General features: G+C 33.9%; 16 protein-coding genes. 14 read left to right on the forward strand and 2 right to left on the reverse strand.

All coding sequences use genetic code 11. From position 1 onward, the window contains the following. Nucleotides 1–147: 147 nt before the first annotated feature. The 6 genes from EZJ28_RS05835 (at nt 148) to EZJ28_RS05860 (ending at nt 8,341) form a co-directional block, all read left to right on the forward strand. Nucleotides 148–948: a hypothetical protein gene (locus tag EZJ28_RS05835; protein ID WP_131395900.1), complete on the forward strand. Its 801-nt coding sequence runs from the start codon at nt 148–150 to the stop codon at nt 946–948. 328 nt (nt 949–1,276) lie between these two features. Beyond that, on the forward strand, nt 1,277–2,209 hold the full coding sequence (locus EZJ28_RS05840; RefSeq protein WP_131395902.1) for a restriction endonuclease: 933 nt from the start codon (nt 1,277–1,279) through the stop codon (nt 2,207–2,209). Nucleotides 2,210–2,242: 33 nt separating this feature from the next. Beyond that, a complete protein-coding gene (locus EZJ28_RS05845) occupies nt 2,243–3,871 on the forward strand; it encodes a site-specific DNA-methyltransferase (RefSeq protein WP_131395904.1) in 1,629 nt (542 codons plus the stop codon). A gap of 2 nt (nt 3,872–3,873) precedes the next feature. Then, nucleotides 3,874–6,513 (forward strand): DEAD/DEAH box helicase, encoded by a 2,640-nt coding sequence (locus EZJ28_RS05850; protein ID WP_131395905.1) that lies wholly within the window; start codon nt 3,874–3,876, stop codon nt 6,511–6,513. A gap of 5 nt (nt 6,514–6,518) precedes the next feature. After that, nucleotides 6,519–7,400: a hypothetical protein gene (locus EZJ28_RS05855; RefSeq protein WP_131395907.1), complete on the forward strand. Its 882-nt coding sequence runs from the start codon at nt 6,519–6,521 to the stop codon at nt 7,398–7,400. 47 nt (nt 7,401–7,447) lie between these two features. Continuing rightward, on the forward strand, nt 7,448–8,341 hold the full coding sequence (locus EZJ28_RS05860) for an FRG domain-containing protein (protein ID WP_131395909.1): 894 nt from the start codon (nt 7,448–7,450) through the stop codon (nt 8,339–8,341). A gap of 25 nt (nt 8,342–8,366) precedes the next feature. Here EZJ28_RS05860 and EZJ28_RS05865 read toward each other — a convergent pair whose 3' ends face one another. Together EZJ28_RS05865 and EZJ28_RS05870 are read right to left on the reverse strand one after the other, a co-directional pair. Then, entirely contained in the window at nt 8,367–9,350 is a 984-nt protein-coding gene (locus EZJ28_RS05865; protein ID WP_131395911.1) for a hypothetical protein, read from the reverse strand. 37 nt (nt 9,351–9,387) lie between these two features. After that, on the reverse strand, nt 9,388–10,611 hold the full coding sequence (locus EZJ28_RS05870) for a site-specific integrase (protein ID WP_131395913.1): 1,224 nt from the start codon (nt 10,609–10,611) through the stop codon (nt 9,388–9,390). 450 nt (nt 10,612–11,061) lie between these two features. On the opposite strand from EZJ28_RS05870, the gene EZJ28_RS05875 reads away from it, so the two are divergent. The 8 genes from EZJ28_RS05875 (at nt 11,062) to EZJ28_RS05910 (ending at nt 17,793) form a co-directional block, all read left to right on the forward strand. Further along, nucleotides 11,062–12,324: a tyrosine-type recombinase/integrase gene (locus EZJ28_RS05875; RefSeq protein WP_131395915.1), complete on the forward strand. Its 1,263-nt coding sequence runs from the start codon at nt 11,062–11,064 to the stop codon at nt 12,322–12,324. Nucleotides 12,325–12,421: 97 nt separating this feature from the next. Further along, on the forward strand, nt 12,422–12,661 hold the full coding sequence (locus EZJ28_RS05880; RefSeq protein ID WP_131395917.1) for a hypothetical protein: 240 nt from the start codon (nt 12,422–12,424) through the stop codon (nt 12,659–12,661). Between the two features lie 43 nt (nt 12,662–12,704). Beyond that, nucleotides 12,705–13,004, forward strand: coding sequence for a hypothetical protein (locus tag EZJ28_RS05885; RefSeq protein WP_131395919.1), 300 nt, complete (start codon nt 12,705–12,707; stop codon nt 13,002–13,004). A 112-nt stretch (nt 13,005–13,116) separates the two neighbouring features. Then, nucleotides 13,117–14,211 (forward strand): hypothetical protein, encoded by a 1,095-nt coding sequence (locus EZJ28_RS05890; RefSeq protein ID WP_131395921.1) that lies wholly within the window; start codon nt 13,117–13,119, stop codon nt 14,209–14,211. 103 nt (nt 14,212–14,314) lie between these two features. Further along, entirely contained in the window at nt 14,315–14,596 is a 282-nt protein-coding gene (locus EZJ28_RS05895; RefSeq protein WP_131395922.1) for a helix-turn-helix domain-containing protein, read from the forward strand. 4 nt (nt 14,597–14,600) lie between these two features. Further along, nucleotides 14,601–14,894, forward strand: coding sequence for a hypothetical protein (locus tag EZJ28_RS05900; RefSeq protein WP_131395924.1), 294 nt, complete (start codon nt 14,601–14,603; stop codon nt 14,892–14,894). A gap of 3 nt (nt 14,895–14,897) precedes the next feature. Then, nucleotides 14,898–16,304, forward strand: a complete 1,407-nt coding sequence (locus EZJ28_RS05905; protein ID WP_131395925.1) for a DUF3987 domain-containing protein — start codon at nt 14,898–14,900, stop codon at nt 16,302–16,304. Nucleotides 16,305–16,407: 103 nt separating this feature from the next. Further along, on the forward strand, nt 16,408–17,793 hold the full coding sequence (locus tag EZJ28_RS05910) for a DUF6965 family protein (RefSeq protein ID WP_207388434.1): 1,386 nt from the start codon (nt 16,408–16,410) through the stop codon (nt 17,791–17,793). Nucleotides 17,794–17,799: the final 6 nt, after the last annotated feature.

Consider the following 17,799-nt stretch of genomic DNA (forward strand, 5'->3'; position numbering starts at 1 on the left):
ATTTATTTCAAAAAAAAATTAAAAAATTTTTGAAGCATATTACCTGTCCATTTAGGCAACTACCCCCCCCAGGACAGGAGTAAGGGGATACGAAGGTAGGGCCCCCAGGCCCCCCTATATTAAATAATTAAAATAAAAATTTTTAAAATGACATTAATAAGTAATAATATTAAAGAAATCAATTTGGAGTATACTCCTCATTCTAAAGCCCTTTTGGAAATATTTGTAATGGCTTCCGATGAAAGTTTGATAGTTAAAAATAAATATTTAAAAAGTGAACTAATACGGCTGTCCCAAACATCTAATCTGGTTGACCTAATTCTAACTGAATATATGACCTCTTCCGATTATAAAGGGCAAAATGAAGTTTCTTTGGAGGATGTTGATTTAAATTATACTCCGCATACTAAATACTTGATAAAGCAATATTTAATCAATCAATATGAGGGGGAAATCGAGCTCAGCAATGAAACTTTGAAGGAGTTTTTGTTGAGACTTCATAGGAACGATGATATAGACTCCTTGATTTTAAGTGAATGGATTTATTCCCCAGGAAGTATAGAGTTTGAACCGAAACTTGAATCAGAACTTCCAGATGAAGAACTAAGGAGTTTAAAGAACCAACTGCGAGAAAAGCTGCAAATCCTAAATAAGTTTCTCTCATTACAGGAATATTGCATCATGACTAATCAAATGGAGTTTCGTAAGTCCTGCAAAAAGTATCAATATCTAAATTTAGAAGAAAATAAACATCAATTCAGTTTTTCAGATGAACCCTTGACTTTAATCAGCGTTGCTACCTCAGGAAATTTGAAAAAAACTTTCTGGAATCTTACTGATAAAATTGAATGTTTAGAAAACCACTTATCCGAATTAATAAATCAGATATTAAAGAAGGATGGAATTGAATTGCCGCCTGATTTCCGCTTTACAACCAATCTGGATTAATGATGTGAGGTAATTCCTTGGAAAAGCCCGACAAATTTTTGTCGGGTTTTCGTGTTTACATCCTTCATACACTATCATATTATCTCCACATTTATTATAGGTCTTACTTCATTTAAGCTAGAGTTTTCGGGTGGTTAGAAATGAAAATCGAGCTTCTCTCCGTATCAAATCAAAATTAAATACCCTTCTTAGTACTGTCACATGCAAAGGATATAGTACAGTAAAAGAACTATAATTTATCTAAAAATAGCGTTTGTTAAGATTATCCAAAAACACTACTTTTAAACCCACAGTCCCACCCTACACTAACTAAAACCATGAATTATCAATGGCCATACCCAAGCATGATGAAATAAGATTGCGTGCGCTTGATTTACTCACGAAGCATCCAATCCTTAAACTAAAAGATTTCATTGAACCTTTAGCAGAAGATTTTAATCTTTCAGAAGAAGAGGTTACTAGAATGTATCCTTCTGGAAATGGACACATTTTTTATGACCGTGTTTCCTGGGCATTGAGTTACCTTAACATGGCAGGATTAGTTGATAAACCAAAAAGAGGCCAATATCAAATAAATTCGAAGGGGCAACAAATGCTTACTACTCCTGAAAAACTAGAGGAATACATCCAGAAAAAGCTAGAGAAAAGAGAACCTACTAGAAAAAAAAAGGAGGCTACTACTACAGAAAAACTTAGTATTGAAAAAGAAGATGAAGATTCAACTCCTCAGGAAAAGCTTTATAATTCTTTTGAAAATATCAGGAAGTCAATTTATGCTGAAATCTTAGATACTATCCTAAGTAAAACACCAATTGAATTCGAAAGGTTAGTTGTACAACTGCTTCAAAAAATGGGATATGGGGGGGAGATAAAAGATAGTGGTATGGTAACCAAGGCATCTAATGATGGTGGTATTGATGGTGTTATAAAGGAAGATATTTTGGGATTAGGTAGAATTTATCTTCAGGCAAAAAGATATAAGCTAGACAGTGGTATCCAACGTGATGAAGTTCAGAAATTTGTTGGAGCGTTACAAACAGCTCAATCTAATAAGGGTGTCTTTATAACTACATCTTATTTCTCTTCTGGTGCGATTGGATATGTTGAAAGCCTCCACGGTTCGAATAACATTGTTTTGGTTGATGGAAAAAAGCTTGCAGAATTTATTTATGATTTCGGTTTAGGAATGCAAGTAGAACAAACTATTGAAATCAAAAAACTGGATGCCGACTATTGGGATTCAATGAAGGACCAGGATTAAAAAGTATTAATAACTGATTTACCAAAAATATAGATGCCAACACTCAATTGGATTGGAAAAGATAAAATAGTAAACCATCATCAGGAGGTGCCTTTTAAAACTTTGGAACATAAGTATGGTTTTAAAGCTAAAGAGGGAAAAATAGAAGCCGAAACACATAGTGGTAATAAAATTATCCATGGGGATAATTTACAAGCTTTAAAAAGTCTTCTTCCGCAATATGAAGGGAAAATTAAATGTATATACATCGACCCGCCCTACAATACAGGTAATAAAACTTGGGTTTACAATGATAATGTTAGCCATCCAAAGATTAATAAATGGTTAGGTGAAACAGTAGGAAAAGAAGGTGAAGATTTGTCCAGAGATGACAAATGGCTATGCATGATGTATCCAAGGCTGAAGTTGTTGCGCAAACTATTAGCTGAAGATGGAATAATCTTTATTTCAATAGATGATTATGCATATCATAATCTATTAAATATTTGTTTCGAAATTTTCGGGAAGAAAAATAAAATAGCCACGACTATTTGGGACCTTGGTACAGGAACTCAAGCAGGACATTTCGTTCGTTCCCATGAATACGTTTTAGCCTTTGCAAAAAATAAAGACCAGGTACCGAATTTTAAGGGAGGGGAAGGCATTATAAAACATTCTGCCCTAAAAAAAATAAGCAAGAAGAATCCTGCTAGTGAGTTCGAATTTCCTATTGGAACTCGTTTTGATGCACACGATGATGTCTCTTTGGAAGAAAGTTGGGGAGGTTCGGAAAAAACTACTTTGATTAAAGGTAAAATGCAGGCTTCAAATGGCATTCTTAAAAGTCCAGTAACTCTGAGAGCTGGATGGGCAATGAAAAGTCAGATGGAAAACTGGTTTTATAATAATCCAGATGAAACTTACGATACCAAAGGACAAAAAGTAAAAGAATTTTACTTTAACAAAAATGGGGTTCTTACATATATCAAAGAAAAATCGGTAACTAACCCTCCAACTGTCTTGAGAGAGTTGGGAAGTACTAAAACGGGTTCTAAGGAACTTACAGCATTAATTGGAGACAATAAGTTTGATTTTCCTAAACCAACGGAGCTAATAAAATTCTTATTGAAATTAGTGACTAGAGATGGAGACATAATTTTGGATTCATTTGCAGGAACTGGAACTACTGGCCAAGCAGTCTTATCTCTTAATAAAGAGGATGGTGCTAATAGAAAATTTATTCTTGTAGAATTAGAAGATTATGCCGAAAATGTTACAAGTGGAAGAATTGAGAATTCTATTCGCAAATATGGATTCGATGAAGCAAAATTTGATTTTTGTGAATTAGGACAATCTATATTCGATGAAAACCAGAACCTTAATGAAGAAGTGGGAACTAATAAGATAAAGGAATACATCTGGTATAGCGAAACTAGAACTTCATTTTCACAATTTGAAGATGATAATTCAAAAGAGTATCTAGGAACTAAGGATGGAACAGCATATTACTTTATTTATGAGCCCGACAATCTAACCACTTTGGACTATGAGACTTTGAGTAAGATTAAAATAAAAGCTGAACAGTATATTGTATATGCAGATAACTGTCTTCTCTCGAAGGACTTTCTTACTAAGCACAATATAATTTTCAAAAAGATACCTAGAGACATTACAAGATTTTAAGTATGGAATTAAAAAGCTACCAACAAAACGTAATTGACAGCCTTGAGGACTATTTAGATTACGTTCAAAAATATAATGACCTGGGTAAAGCCTTTAACCAATATTGGGAAGACAAAATTGGTCCTTATAATCCTATTGATGGGTCAGGCATGGAGCCTTACAAAAATAATATCCCCAATGCGGCCCACGTATGTGTGAAAGTTCCTACTGCAGGAGGAAAAACCTTCATCGCTATCAATTCACTACACTCTATTTTTTCTGCTTATGATAGTTCGAAACCCAAGATGGTAGTTTGGTTAGTGCCCTGGAGTAATTTGTTACAACAAACAGTAAATAACCTCAAGAACCCAGAGCACCCTTATCGCCAAAAGCTAAATTCGCTTTTTAATAATAGAGTTGAGATTTATCAAAAGGAAGATTTACTACAGGCTTCCAATTTTAACCCAACCACAGTTAAAGAGCAGATAAGTGTGGTAGTAATGAGCTTTGCTAGTTTAAGGGCTAAGAACAAGGAAGACAGAAAGGTTTTCGAAGAAAACGGTTATTTAGAAGCATTTGAATCTTTTTATAAGGATGAGAAGCATCTTTTAGATAACGTTTCTCCTACGGCATTAATAAACGTACTGAGGTATTTAAATCCTGTGTTGGTTGTAGATGAAAGTCACAATGCTGAAAGTACTTTAAGTGTAGAAATGTTGCGAAATCTCAATCCATCATTTATTTTAGACTTAACCGCTACACCGAAACAAAATAGTAATATAATTAGCCTTGTTCCTGCAATTGAATTGAAAAAGGAGCACATGGTAAAATTACCTGTAATTGTCTATAATAACCACGATAAATCTGAAGTGATTAATAATGCACTTCATCTTCAGAGAAAGCTAGAAATTCTCGCTCAAAAGGAGGAAAAGGAGGGAGGCAAGTATATTAGACCAATTGTACTCTTCCAGGCTCAGCCCAAAACTAAGGATGACAACACCACCTTCGAGAAACTTAAACAACATCTTTTAGAGGTCGGTATTCCAGAGAATCAAATAAAAATAAAAACTGCTGAGATTGATGAGCTTAAGGATGTAGACCTAATGAGTAAGGAATGTGAAGTGAGATATATCATCACTATAAATGCACTCAAAGAAGGATGGGATTGCCCCTTTGCTTATATATTGGCATCTCTTGCCGACAAATCCAGTGCCGTGGATGTTGAACAAATTTTAGGTCGGGTTTTACGTCAACCATACGTTCGAAAGCATAAGGCTTATCAGCTTAATCTAAGCTATGTGCTGACAGCTTCTGCTAAGTTTAATGAAACCCTCGAAAAAATTGTAGTAGGGCTTAGAACAGCAGGATTTAGTAAAAGGGAATATCGTAAAATAGATATGATGCCAGAAGAAGAAAAGACCAAAATTAAGGACAAACCTGTAAAGTCTTATTTGTTTCCAGAACAAGAAGAAGATAAAGAGGATGAAGATGATTTCGATAAAAGCAGAATTCAATATCAGCCTACAGCTAAAGAAGAGGAGTTGAATGAGAATCCTGCGCTCTCCGAAATAGATAAAATGGCTTTTGAACAAAACCAAATTACCGAACATGAAATTGCAGAGCAGGAAAAGGAACCAGTTGACGAAAAAATCTTTATGGAAATGGGAGACAAAGTAAAAAGATTTAGAGTAAAGGAATCTTATCTTTCCGTTATAGAAGATATTGATTTTCCTCAGTTCTTTTTAAGAGTTACGCCAAGTGACATTTTTGGAACAGAAGAAGAAAGATTGAATCCAGAAGCTTTACTGGAAGGCTTTAAACTTTCCCAAGAAGATTCAAATATTGATTTTGATAGGATATCTTCAGACCTTTACAAGGTGGACTTGGAGGAATCAGCAAAAGACGAATTCTTGCCATCCTTTACCCCAATTGAAGACAATTTAGTAAAGGACCCGATTGCTGAATATATTTTAGCCAAACCCAAGGAAAAACAGATTATTGATATTGCCAATGAACTGACAAATATGATGGGAAATATGTATCCCATAATGGACCCTGAAATTAAGGCATATATTACAAGGATTATTCAAAATCTTAACCATGAGCAACTTAGGGATATTCTTGTTAGAAAATGGAGCTACAGTGACAAAATAAAAGCAAAAATAAGACAACTTTCAGATGCTTATGCTGAAAGACAATTTATGGACCTCATAAAATCGAAAAGGATTTTAACTAAACCGTCCTGGAAGCTTCCGAAAGAAATTGTACCTGGTAATCTGGGGTCTTCTATTGGAAACTCACTTTACGAACGTGAAGGGCATATGAATAATTTTGAGGAAGAGGTAATTATGCAGATAGGTACATCTTCTAATATTCTTTTCTGGCACAGAAATCTGGAACGAGGGAAAGGATATTTTATCAATGGATTTAAAGCGAAACATTATCCTGACTTTATTCTACATACTAAATCAGGTAAAACGATTTTATTAGAAACCAAAGGTGGGCACTTAGATAATACAGACAGTGCTGCAAAATGCCGTTTAGGTAGCGAATGGGAACGACTTGCAGGAGATGATTTCGCTTACTTCATGGTATTTGAAAAAAATGAAATTGAAGGAGCATATAGTTTGGATAGAGCTAAGGAATTAATTGGGAAGATGTAAACCTTATGAATGTAAATCACGATAAAAGATTCTGGTATTATTTAGAACATCGCATTCAGTTGATGTGGGAAAGTTATCAGGAGGGCAATTTAAATTCCGCAAGATTGAACCTTAAAGAGATTCTGTGGCAAGCTTCTGACCTTACCATTGAAAATTTTAAAGGATTAGAAATTGTATTTAACGAGTTACTGCCTATAGAAAGTAAGCAAATTCTGATTGATAATTTGACAGAATTTTGCTCTAATAAGGGGGAAGAAGCTAAAAAGGAAATTAAAGGAGCCTGGAGAGAAGAAATATCATTAATTAATAGTCTCAAGCATGTATTTGAGAATTCAGAGTATTTTTCAGCAGATGATTTTTTATGGGAAATTGAGAGGTATGAAAAGGAATCTTCTTTCGGTCAAGAAATTAGATTTCAAAATTTTAAAAATGAAATAATTAAGACCAAGAATCCAGTATCAACCGAAAATATGTTCTATGACCTATTCCGATTCGTTCAGTTGGAATCGATAAATTATAACGAACAATTTTGGGATTATCATTTGGATTTAATTCAAGAATTATTTGATAATATATATCCCAGAGTTTCAGACCCAAATCATTTAAAATCCATATTGGAAGAGGCTGATAAGTTATCTCCTTTCCGTAGAGAAAAAGCTTTTAAATATTTATTGGAATTAGCTTTAAAATACGATGAGTCTCAGTCAGCAAAAGATAATCTTCTTGAAGCCTATTTCGATTATAAAGACATAATACATAAAATTTACGAAGAAGCAGATTTAGAAATTAAGCGGAGAAAAAGTAGGTTTTATGAAGATTTCATTGACGAAGAGAATGATATAATGAATTCCTTTAGAAATGGAAATCAGGATAACTATGGATATTAAAATTATACTGTTTCTTTACAAATAAGCGGCCTTAATAACAAAATGCCATGGACTATCTCCAAGTTTCTAAACATATTAAAGGGAAATACCTCACACCTTTAGAAAATTATAAAATAGAAAATTTGAAAGATGTAAGGAAGTTTCATGAAGAATTAGTCAATGTCAGAACTGAAATAAGATTTAGGAATGGCCTTGATGTGACACCACATTACAGAGGAGAACAAAATTATGGATGGGATGTTTTGCCAGGGATATACCGACCACCATTTTCAACGGGTATCGACCTTGCTCAAACTAGGAAAATTGAAAAAATTGGAGCAGAAATTTTTGAAAGTAGAGTTTCTGCTAAATTTGGAGAGAAACAATTATTTAAACATAGTGTAAAGCCGTATGGTGAAAAATGGGACCTATTGTTTCAGGCTCAACATGCTGGAGTTAAAACTAATTTGATTGACTTTTCAACATCAAGTGTCCTTTCAGCTTTTTTTATGTGCGAACCTTCTAAAAAATACGAAAAGGTTGATGGGCAATTATGGGCTCTACTTGTGCCTTCCGAATTTATATATAATGAAACTTCTGATTATAACAAATCAGTTTATCCTGAAATAAACCCCTATAAATTAAACAATTCATTTGTATGTAACATACCTACTTACCTAGACGATATAGACGAAAGAACTTATCAATTCAGGTTATTTAGACAGCATGGTAGATTGTTTGCATCAAGAGATTCAGATTTAGGTATTCCATTGAACAAAAAAGAGTTCTGGGAAAATATGATGTTCCGTGTTAGAGTTCCCTCTGCTGTAAAGAATACAATTTTTGAAGAATTGGTTGAAGAGGGAAAAGATAGAGAGAGCATGATGATTTTGGAGAGCGAAGAAGCTGACGATATTATAAAAGAAATCAATAATGAAATGAAGCAAGTGGCGTTGATATAATTTAAAAAATTAGGGTAAGAGGACCTTACGCTTCAATTTCCTGAATCCTTTCGTTAAATAGAGTAATTAACCGTTTCAATAAATTGACCTCTTTGCTATCCATGTTGTGGACCTCCCTGTCATTTTTGACTTTATTAAACTCATTTTTAATTCCAACTAATCGAGTTCTTTTCCCTTTCTTTCTAAAAAATATGTTTGAACTCTCAAGATAGCTTTTTAAGTTAGCCTCCCTTTTAAATCCTGTATTTCCAGGTGTCTTTACAATTTCACCTTCCATTAGATTATAATACAGAATGGCTATTTCCTCCTTTGAAAGATTAAATTCAATTTCAAATGGATTTGAGGTTGGTATATCAACATATTTATTTTCAATGAAATAATCTTTAGCTAAACCATCAACCGTTTCAAAATAATTTTTAATATAATTAAGCAATTGTGAAATCGCATATTGATGTAGTCGCAGGACGTAAATTAAATGTGCTTTTGCAAAAAACATTTTTATTTCCTCTTTTTTCAATTTTTCGCCACCTTCAAACTTTCCCTGACTTAAAACCTCAGCCATTTCTTCTGCCGTATTAATTGTATCTTCAAGTTCAATGTCATGATACTCCTTCAAAATATCTAAAACCACAGATTGCATAGAGTCATACTCATAAGGAAGCTCACCTGGAAAATACATTACTCCTTGTTCGGGAAAGCCTCGATATTCGGAATCTATTGTATAGGAACTTTCTAAAATAAAGTTCTCTTGAATATCCTCTAATTCCTGGAAAGTTGATGCTAGTTTTTCTCTAATTCGATTTAAAAAACCTACCTCAACACCTTTGCTATAATCTATATGGTCCTTAATATAAACTTCAATTTCTCGAATTTTATAATCAAAATATTCTTTTCCTAATTCAGTAACCCAAATGCCATTCCATAGAAAACATTCTCCATGAGTGTTATATAGAATATTTAGACTTAATCTCTCAATAACTAATTGATTCAATTTCACTAACTCTCTCATATTCAGATATCCTTATTTGCTTGTGATTTTAGACAAATTAGGAAAATTTTTCGGTTAGTTTACTCATATCTTTTTTTACATTTTTATCTAGAATCTTGGCGTAATGTTGAGTCATTTTAAGGTTTGTATGTCCCATCATACTTGATACTGTTTCAATACTTAAACCATTTCCCAAAGTTACTGTTGTTGCGAAAGTGTGTCGTGCGACATAATGAGTTAGATTTTTTTTAATACCGCATAAATCGGCAATTTCTTTCAAGTATTCATTCATTTTTTGGCTGGTTAAGGTTGGGATTAAATAATTTCCATTAAAACCTGAATACTTTTCAATGATTCTCTGGGCCCTGGGCAATAGTGGAACATTTGATTTTACACCTGTTTTCATTCTATTAGTGTCAATCCATAAAGTTCCTTCATTATCCTTTACTAGATTTTCCTCCTTTAAATTAACAACTTCAATTGGAGCATAACCAGTGTAGCATGAGAAAAGAAAGATATCCTTTATACGTGAAAGTCTAAATGTGGAAAACTCTTTTTGTTCAATTGCTCGTAATTCGGCATCTGTCAGATAAACAGCATCTTTAGTTACTATCTTTCCATCATAATTTCTCAGTGGATTTTTATGAATCAATTCCCTTTTTACTCCATGATTGAATATGGTTGAAAGTCTTTGAATATATTTTACAGCAGAATTATTATCAATACCAATCTTTCCTTTATACTTTGATTCATATCTGAGGAAAGACTCAAATTCATAAACCATTGGGTTTGTAATATCTGTAATTGGAATATCAGCTTTTTTATATTTTAACTTTATAAATTTTAAAAATAATTCCGCAGCCCTATTATATTTTTGCTGAGTCGCTCGACTTCTTTCCTTAAACTTGACTTTTTTGTCGAAGTAATTTTTATGAAAAATATAGACTTCATAAAATGTGACTTCAGGATTGGTTTTTAATTCACCTTTGAGTAGGGCTTTTATCTCACTCGCTGTGATATTGATATTTTTCTTAGAAGATAATTCAATATAAGCGTTCTCAATATCATTGGATATCTGATTTAGGACTACTTGTATTGTCTTTTCTTTCTTCAGTTTTAGGACATTTCTTAAATGGTTGGTTGATTGCCATCTTTTTTTACTTATCCATTTTCCAGTGCTTAGTGTGGTTGATGTCTTTCTATAATTAATTTTGCAGAAAATTGGGTTTTCCCCATGTTTGTTTTCTTTATCTGATTTTAAATAGAAAATAGTTTTAACCATTATTGGAATTTTTAAGGTTGAACAAAACTATCAGTCAGAACAAAAAATTGAAAAGTCTCTTTAAGTCTACTTTTAATATTTAGTTACCCTCAAATTGTGTCAATCTATAGGGGTAACTGTAGAGGTAACTCTTTTTTGGAGTAAAATGTGTCTTTTGAAATGTATTCCAAAAGAAAAAGCCCTATAAACACTAAAGTTTAAAGGGCTTTAATTTCAAATGTGTCATTTGACACAAAGAGTTGTGGAGTCGGAGGCAACACTAAGATGCAAAACCTTAACTTTATTAAACGTCCTATTTTCCTGTAAAGTTAATTATAAAATCAATATTAGTAAGGGTTTAAAAGTAATTTACTTTTTGTTATACTTTTTAATACTTTGCATTTAATTGCAGTTTACCGTACAACTACCGTACAAATTTAATAGATTTGTATTGTTCAAATTATTACAAGTATGGCTACTGTTAATTTTCTTTACCGATCTACTAGGGTAAAAGCACCTTTAAACTTACGTTTACTTTTTCGTCACAATGACAAAGATTTTGTTATTGGAGGCAAAACTAAAATAGATGTTTCAAAGGATTACTGGAGCAACCACCACAGCAAACAGCGCTTAAAAGATATTGAGGTTAAGAACCTGCAAACGGAAGTAAACAACCAGTTAAGCGAATTAGAAAACCACATTTTAAAAGCCTTTAATTCTACTCAACCGGGAAAGGTAAACAAAGACTGGTTAAAAACTACAATTGAAAATTACTACAACCCACCACAGGTTAAAAAAATTCCTACTGATCTTGTTAGTTACATTGATTACTATTTAGAGTACCGTAAAAATGAAATAACCGAAGCAAACAGGAAAAAAGTAAAGGTTACCAAAAACAAGATGTTACGGTTACAAAAGGAACTGGGAAAGCCTATTTTAATCAATGAAGTAAATGAAGACTTTAAAAAGGCTTATGTAGATTTCAGTAATAAATATGCCTATTCTCAAAATACACAACACCGGGAGTTTGTTCTAATAAAAACGATTTGTTTCCACGCCCGGTATTTGGGATTAAAAACACACCACCAACTTGACGGCATAACCTTACAGCGCGAAGAGGCAAACCACATTTACTTAACTCTTGAGGAACTGGAAAAGGTTAAAAAAGCTGATCTAAAACACGATTATTTAGATAATGCACGCGACTGGCTTTTAATTAGTTGTTACACCGGGCAAAGAGTTTCCGATTTTATGCGGTTTAAGCCTGAAATGATAAGAACCGAAAACGGCAAACCTTTACTAGAGTTTAGACAAAAGAAGACCAAAAAAGAAATGTCTATTCCTGTTGTAAAGGAGGTACGGGAAATTTTAGCAAAAAGAGGCGGCAAGTTTCCACGCCCTATTTCAGATCAACGGTATAACGATTACATTAAAGAAGTTTGCGAAGAGGCAACTATTAATGATGAGGTTAAAGGTAAAAGACGTATTTCAATAGCCCCAAAGGGAGTTAAACCTACTAAAAACGATTACCGGGATATTGAAGACAAGTTTGAAAAATGGGAGTTAGTTACCTCTCATATTGGCAGACGTTCATTTGCTACAAACTTTTACGGCAAAGTACCTACAACCTACCTAATAAATATGACAGGACACGGAAGCGAAAAGGCTTTTCTTAATTACATTAAAAAGAGCAATAAAGATTTAGCACTTGACGCTTTTAACTATTTTGAATAATTGGTAGCCAATTTTTTTTTTGACTACATTTAAAGAATGAGGTTAATTATAATAGAAAATTTAAAAAACAATCCCCGAAAATTCTCAAAATTTTATAATGACTCTTTACGAATTCAGTAGGTTAGCGAAACAACAGCAATATTCTATTGCTTTTAACAAAGGAACTTTTATTGAACATTATTTTACAGGATACCGTAAGTTTTCTCTTTACGCAGTTGAGAAGTTTTTTGTTGAAGTAGAGTATAGCAGTAAAGAAAACAAAATAATTGGCATAAAAACATTTAAAACGGGAAAGGAGTTGTTTAAATATTCCCCAATTAAAATTCTCAAGTTTTAAAACATAGAAATTAATTATAATTAAAAAATATAAAATAAAAAGTATGAGTAATGCGGACATAGAAACACCTGTAGATTGGGAAAAGTCATTTAAAATAACTGTTAAATGGAATGATTTTGATGAAAATAATCCTAGTGATTTTGAAAATCAATCAATACTGGAAGAAGTAGTTCTGAAATATCTCCAAACCTTTAATGAATTACCTAAACCAGGTCTTAATTTAGCTACAGGTGATGTGGATACATTAGTTGTAACTAAGGTAGCATTTGGAGTAGATAGTATTGACATTTTCGGATCTCTAATTCTTCACTCAATGTTGGAGCTTCCAAGTGCGCGCCATTAGGGTTAGGGTAATAGGGGTTAAAACACCACACCAATTTAAATACATACATCGCCACTCAGTCAATATTTTACTCTTCTTGAAAATATGAGGGGGGGCTTTGAAAAATAGAGGTATGACAAATTTTTTAAACCTTGTTCTAATAGGGCACTTCAATGAACAAAACTATTTAGAAGAATATTTTCTAAGGGAGCAAAAAAGAGTAAAAGAGGAGTATAATGCGGAAACCTTTTTTAGTAAATGTTTAGATGTTGTTCAGGAATTCAAAAATGAACTTGAGAGAAACAAGCATCGTAGAAAAATGGAAATTTTCCATGCCTTACAAAACTACCGTGAACCGGAAAAACATGAAGAGGAGATAAAGCAAGGGTATAAAGCTATTAAGGAACTCAAGAGGGAAGATTTTTTTGTTGATCTCTTCAGTTATTGCAACCCTCCAGTTTTAGGAAGCCTGGACTACGGAAATATTTTGGAATTGGAAACTGCTATTTTAAAGGCTATTGATACTCATAACCTTCAATTAGATTTTGATGAATTGAGTAATAAATATTTGAGTACTAAAAGATTGGATGTTTTGTTTCCGTTCAAAAAGCCTTTTTTTTCAAAAGATAACTTTTACACATTAAAAACGTTTCTCAATTCGTCACTCGAAAGGTTTAATGGAATTGTTCTAAAATTACCCGTTAAAGATAAAATTCAACTTAAAGAAGAATTTCAACTTTATTTAATGAGATTAACAGAAGGAGCAGGAGGGGGGGATTACAAGGAGCTGTTGAATTCTCAAATAGAGTTAGTTGAATTAAAGTACCAGAAGTTGAAAATTCAGGAGGAAAATTCACAGAAAAAAAATAATAATAAGAAACCAGGAAGACCACCCGCAATTATACAACCCGCACAGAATTACCTGCAAAATATTGAACTTGAAGAACGGAAAATCCTGTTTATTGAAGAGCTAAAAAAGATTTTTCAAGGTTGTGAGCCTAAAACTTTCAATTATCTGGTAATTGTTTTATTAGAATTAAACTATGTGAAAGAAGTTTCACAAAAAGAACTCAAAAATTCCTTTGAACAAGCAATAAACCCCCAACGACAATCAATGCAGAATTTCAGACAGGATTTATCCAAAAGAAAGTATTTAAAGGAAACAGAACTTTTTGCATCAATTAAAAGACAGGTTTTAAAATTGACAGATGAAAATTTAATTGTTTAAATATTAAAACAATTAGCGCAATTATAAACAACTGAAACAGATACTTTTAGGTTGCTTTGTCACCATACTTTAGCCGTGAACAATAAATAAATAATTTACGGTTATGAGTACAATTCAATTTCTTTCTACAAGCCCGGAACAGTTAGCGGAACTGATTAACGAGGGCGTTAAAACGCAATTAGAGGCGTTTAAAAAGGATCTTCACAACAAGGAGGCACAAGATGACCTTCTCACCAGGGAACAGGCGGCAAACCTGCTGCAAATTCACGAAACAACCCTTTGGCATTGGACTAATAAAGGGCGCGTTACTGCCTATTCAATAGCAGGGAAAAGGTACTATAAGCGAAGCGAAATTTTAGGAAGTTTAACCGAACTAAAAAAATAAGGCTATGAGGAGTTACACTAATAGCCTTAATCCATTTGGCGACGGACAAGGCAAAGATAATCAATTTAAGCGTTTTTATAAGGCTTTGAAAATAAAGTCTCTAACAATGCTTGAGGCAGAAAAATTAACAGGAATTAGACGCGAAAATATTTGTCGGTATGTAAGTGAATTAAAAGCACAAAACAAAATTGCGGTTAGAAAAATTAGACGTTGTTCAATTACTGGTTATCCTTATGTGCAGGAACTAACGACGAACCCTGATTTGTTTCCACAGTCGAACCAATTAAAAATGTTTTAGATAATGGAAGCAAAGAAATTAAGCCCCGTTTTTACTGATCTTGAACCTGAAAGCCTTATTAGCCACGTTGAAAATTTAAAGAAGGTTACAGCCGTTGAAAAGGAAACAAAGAAAAATTCTTTTCCGGTTAAGGTTTTCCCTAAAGCAGTACAGGAAATTATAACAGCAACAAACCAAAGTTTAAATTATCCTACTGACTTTATTGGCGCGTCAATGCTTTACGCTGTTTCTGTTGCAGTCGGTAACACTCACAAAATACATAATGGAGTATTTGAGCAAACAGCAGTTTTATACCTTTCAATTGTTGGAAGAGCAGGAACAAATAAAAGCCACCCTTTAACCTTTGCTTTAAAGCCTATTGAAGAGCGCGACAAACAGCGTTTTAAAGGTTACCAGGAACTAAAACAGGAATACGATCTTGTTAGCAGTCTAAACAAAAAGGAAAGAGAGACGCAAGGTTATGACGAACCAGTACAGCCTATTTGGGAACAGCACCTAATAACTGACTTTACACCTGAAGCACTTACAGACGTTCATAAATTCAATAAAAGAGGTATTGGAGTTTATGCAGATGAGTTAGCAAGCTGGTTTAAAAACTTCAACCGATACAACAAAGGGAGCGAAGAGCAATTTTGGTTGAGCGTATGGAGCGGAAAGCCTTTAAGAATTAACAGGAAAACAAGCGAGCCTATTTACATACCTGAACCCTTTATTTCTGTTGCAGGAACAATACAACCGGGCGTATTAAATGAATTGGCAAAAGACAGAACCGAAAACGGGTTTCTTGACAGGATTTTATTTGTTATTCCTGACGATCTTAAAAAGGAGTATTGGAGCGAAAACCAGTTAGATGAAGTAATAATTCAAAATTGGAACGCTGTTATTAATAACCTGTTGGATTTAGACCTTGAACAAGATGAGAACCTCAACCCTAAACCCACCGTTCTAAAGTTTACACCTGAAGCCAAACAATTATTATTTGAATGGCAAAAGACAGTAACAGACTTGAGCAACAAAGCAGATAATGAAGCCTTGAGCGGAATTTATGCAAAGTTTGAACAATACGCCTTGCGACTGGCTTTAAACCTTGAGTTATTGCGTTACGCTTGTGGAGAAAGTACCAAACAGGCGGTTACCGTTGAAGCAGTAAAAGGAGCGTTAAAACTGGTTGAGTACTTTAAAAATTCGGCTTTAAAAGTACATACGATCTTAACCAATACAAGCCCCGTAGAAAAGTTACCGGGAGACAAAAAGAACCTTTACAACGCCTTACCTGAAGAGTTTACCACAAGCGAAGGGTTAGAGTTAGCAAATGATTTCGGAATAGCGGAAAGGACGTACAAACGCCTTTTAGTAAACCGGGAATTATTCAACAACCACAAAAGAGGGGAATACGAAAAAAGGTTTTAATCTCTATTGGCACAAGGCACTAACGGCACTAACGGCACAAACTAAGGTTTATTAATGCCACAAATGCCGCTTGTGCCAAATGCCAAAGGTAATATTCTAAAAAATGAAACAGCACCGATACACTTTAGAGAAAGGGAGTAAAAAAGACTTTTGTCCGGAATGTAACAAGAAACGTTTTGTTCATTATGTCGACACCGAAATAGGGGAATATTTGCCGAACCAGTACGGACGTTGCGACCGGGAAAGCAAATGTGGTTACCACCTGAACCCTTACAAAGACGGCTATTCTCAAATGATAAAAGAACAGGAACAGGGAACGTTTAACGGGAACTGGAAACCTAAACCAATACAAGCCCGGCAAAAGGCAGAAACACGCCCTAAACCTGCCTTTATTCCTGTTGAGGTACTTAAACAGACGTTAGAGCCTGACAGGTACGAACTGAATGTTTTTATTCAAAACCTATTTAATAACGTTCCTTATCCTTTTGAGGTTTCAGATGTTACTAAAGCCGTTGAACTTTACAAAATAGGCACTATTAAAGCAGGTTACAGAAAAGGCGCGGTTACCTTTCCTTTTATTGATCTCAAAAGCAATATTAGAGCAGTACAGGTAAAACAATTTAATAAAAGCAACCACACCACAGGAACGGACTTTTTACACTCTATTATTGATAAGCACCACAGTAAAAGAAATGAACCTTTGCCGAACTGGTTAAAAGCGTATAATAAGAATGAATTAAAGGTTTCCTGCCTATTTGGGGAACATTTGTTAAGTAAGTACCCGTTAAACCCTGTTGCGTTAGTAGAAGCCCCTAAAACAGCCTTTTACGGTGCGTTATACTTTGGATTACCTGAACAACCCGAAGACCTTATTTGGTTAGCAGTTTATAATAAGAGTAGTTTCAAATTTGATAAACTAAAGGTATTAAAAGGCAGAACGGTTTTAACCTTTCCTGACTTATCAAAAGACGGGCAAACCTTTAAAGAATGGAAGCAGAAAGCCACAGGAATAGAAAGCAGGTTACCGGGAACGCGTTTTATTTTTTCCGATCTACTGGAACAGTTAGCACCTGAAGCAGATAAAAAAGAAGGAAACGATATTGCAGACTATTTAATTAAGCAGGACTGGCAGAACTTCAGAAAAAGGAAACCTGAACAAGAACCACCCGAACCAGTACCCGAAATTAAAGAACCTGTTACCGAAATTAGACAAATTAGACACTATAAAAAGGAAGCAGAACAATTTGAATTTTCGGAAACCATAAAAAAAGAGCCTGAAGACTGGCAAACCGATATTTCAGAACTGGAAAGCTATTTTGAAAAGATGAGGTTACCACCCGAACCAGTACGGCTTAATCAATGCACGGTAATAACTAACGTTTCTCAATTCCTTAACAGCCACCTGCAAACGGTTAAGAGCCACAACGGGAACAGTAGGTTTTTACCTTACCTGAACCGATTACAACAATTAAGAACTACGTTAAACTAACACAAA

Source organism: Gramella sp. KN1008 (assembly GCF_004332155.1).
Classification (GTDB): domain Bacteria; phylum Bacteroidota; class Bacteroidia; order Flavobacteriales; family Flavobacteriaceae; genus Christiangramia.

Bases quoted from the DNA above. Each gene is read 5' to 3' on its own strand.
- EZJ28_RS05835 (WP_131395900.1), top strand. From the start codon at position 148: ATGACATTAATAAGTAATAATATTAAAGAAATCAATTTGGAGTATACT.
- EZJ28_RS05840 (WP_131395902.1), top strand. From the start codon at position 1,277: ATGGCCATACCCAAGCATGATGAAATAAGATTGCGTGCGCTTGATTTA.
- EZJ28_RS05845 (WP_131395904.1), top strand. From the start codon at position 2,243: ATGCCAACACTCAATTGGATTGGAAAAGATAAAATAGTAAACCATCAT.
- EZJ28_RS05850 (WP_131395905.1), top strand. From the start codon at position 3,874: ATGGAATTAAAAAGCTACCAACAAAACGTAATTGACAGCCTTGAGGAC.
- EZJ28_RS05855 (WP_131395907.1), top strand. From the start codon at position 6,519: ATGAATGTAAATCACGATAAAAGATTCTGGTATTATTTAGAACATCGC.
- EZJ28_RS05860 (WP_131395909.1), top strand. From the start codon at position 7,448: ATGGACTATCTCCAAGTTTCTAAACATATTAAAGGGAAATACCTCACA.
- EZJ28_RS05865 (WP_131395911.1), bottom strand. From the start codon at position 9,350: ATGAGAGAGTTAGTGAAATTGAATCAATTAGTTATTGAGAGATTAAGT.
- EZJ28_RS05870 (WP_131395913.1), bottom strand. From the start codon at position 10,611: ATGGTTAAAACTATTTTCTATTTAAAATCAGATAAAGAAAACAAACAT.
- EZJ28_RS05875 (WP_131395915.1), top strand. From the start codon at position 11,062: ATGGCTACTGTTAATTTTCTTTACCGATCTACTAGGGTAAAAGCACCT.
- EZJ28_RS05880 (WP_131395917.1), top strand. From the start codon at position 12,422: ATGACTCTTTACGAATTCAGTAGGTTAGCGAAACAACAGCAATATTCT.
- EZJ28_RS05885 (WP_131395919.1), top strand. From the start codon at position 12,705: ATGAGTAATGCGGACATAGAAACACCTGTAGATTGGGAAAAGTCATTT.
- EZJ28_RS05890 (WP_131395921.1), top strand. From the start codon at position 13,117: ATGACAAATTTTTTAAACCTTGTTCTAATAGGGCACTTCAATGAACAA.
- EZJ28_RS05895 (WP_131395922.1), top strand. From the start codon at position 14,315: ATGAGTACAATTCAATTTCTTTCTACAAGCCCGGAACAGTTAGCGGAA.
- EZJ28_RS05900 (WP_131395924.1), top strand. From the start codon at position 14,601: ATGAGGAGTTACACTAATAGCCTTAATCCATTTGGCGACGGACAAGGC.
- EZJ28_RS05905 (WP_131395925.1), top strand. From the start codon at position 14,898: ATGGAAGCAAAGAAATTAAGCCCCGTTTTTACTGATCTTGAACCTGAA.
- EZJ28_RS05910 (WP_207388434.1), top strand. From the start codon at position 16,408: ATGAAACAGCACCGATACACTTTAGAGAAAGGGAGTAAAAAAGACTTT.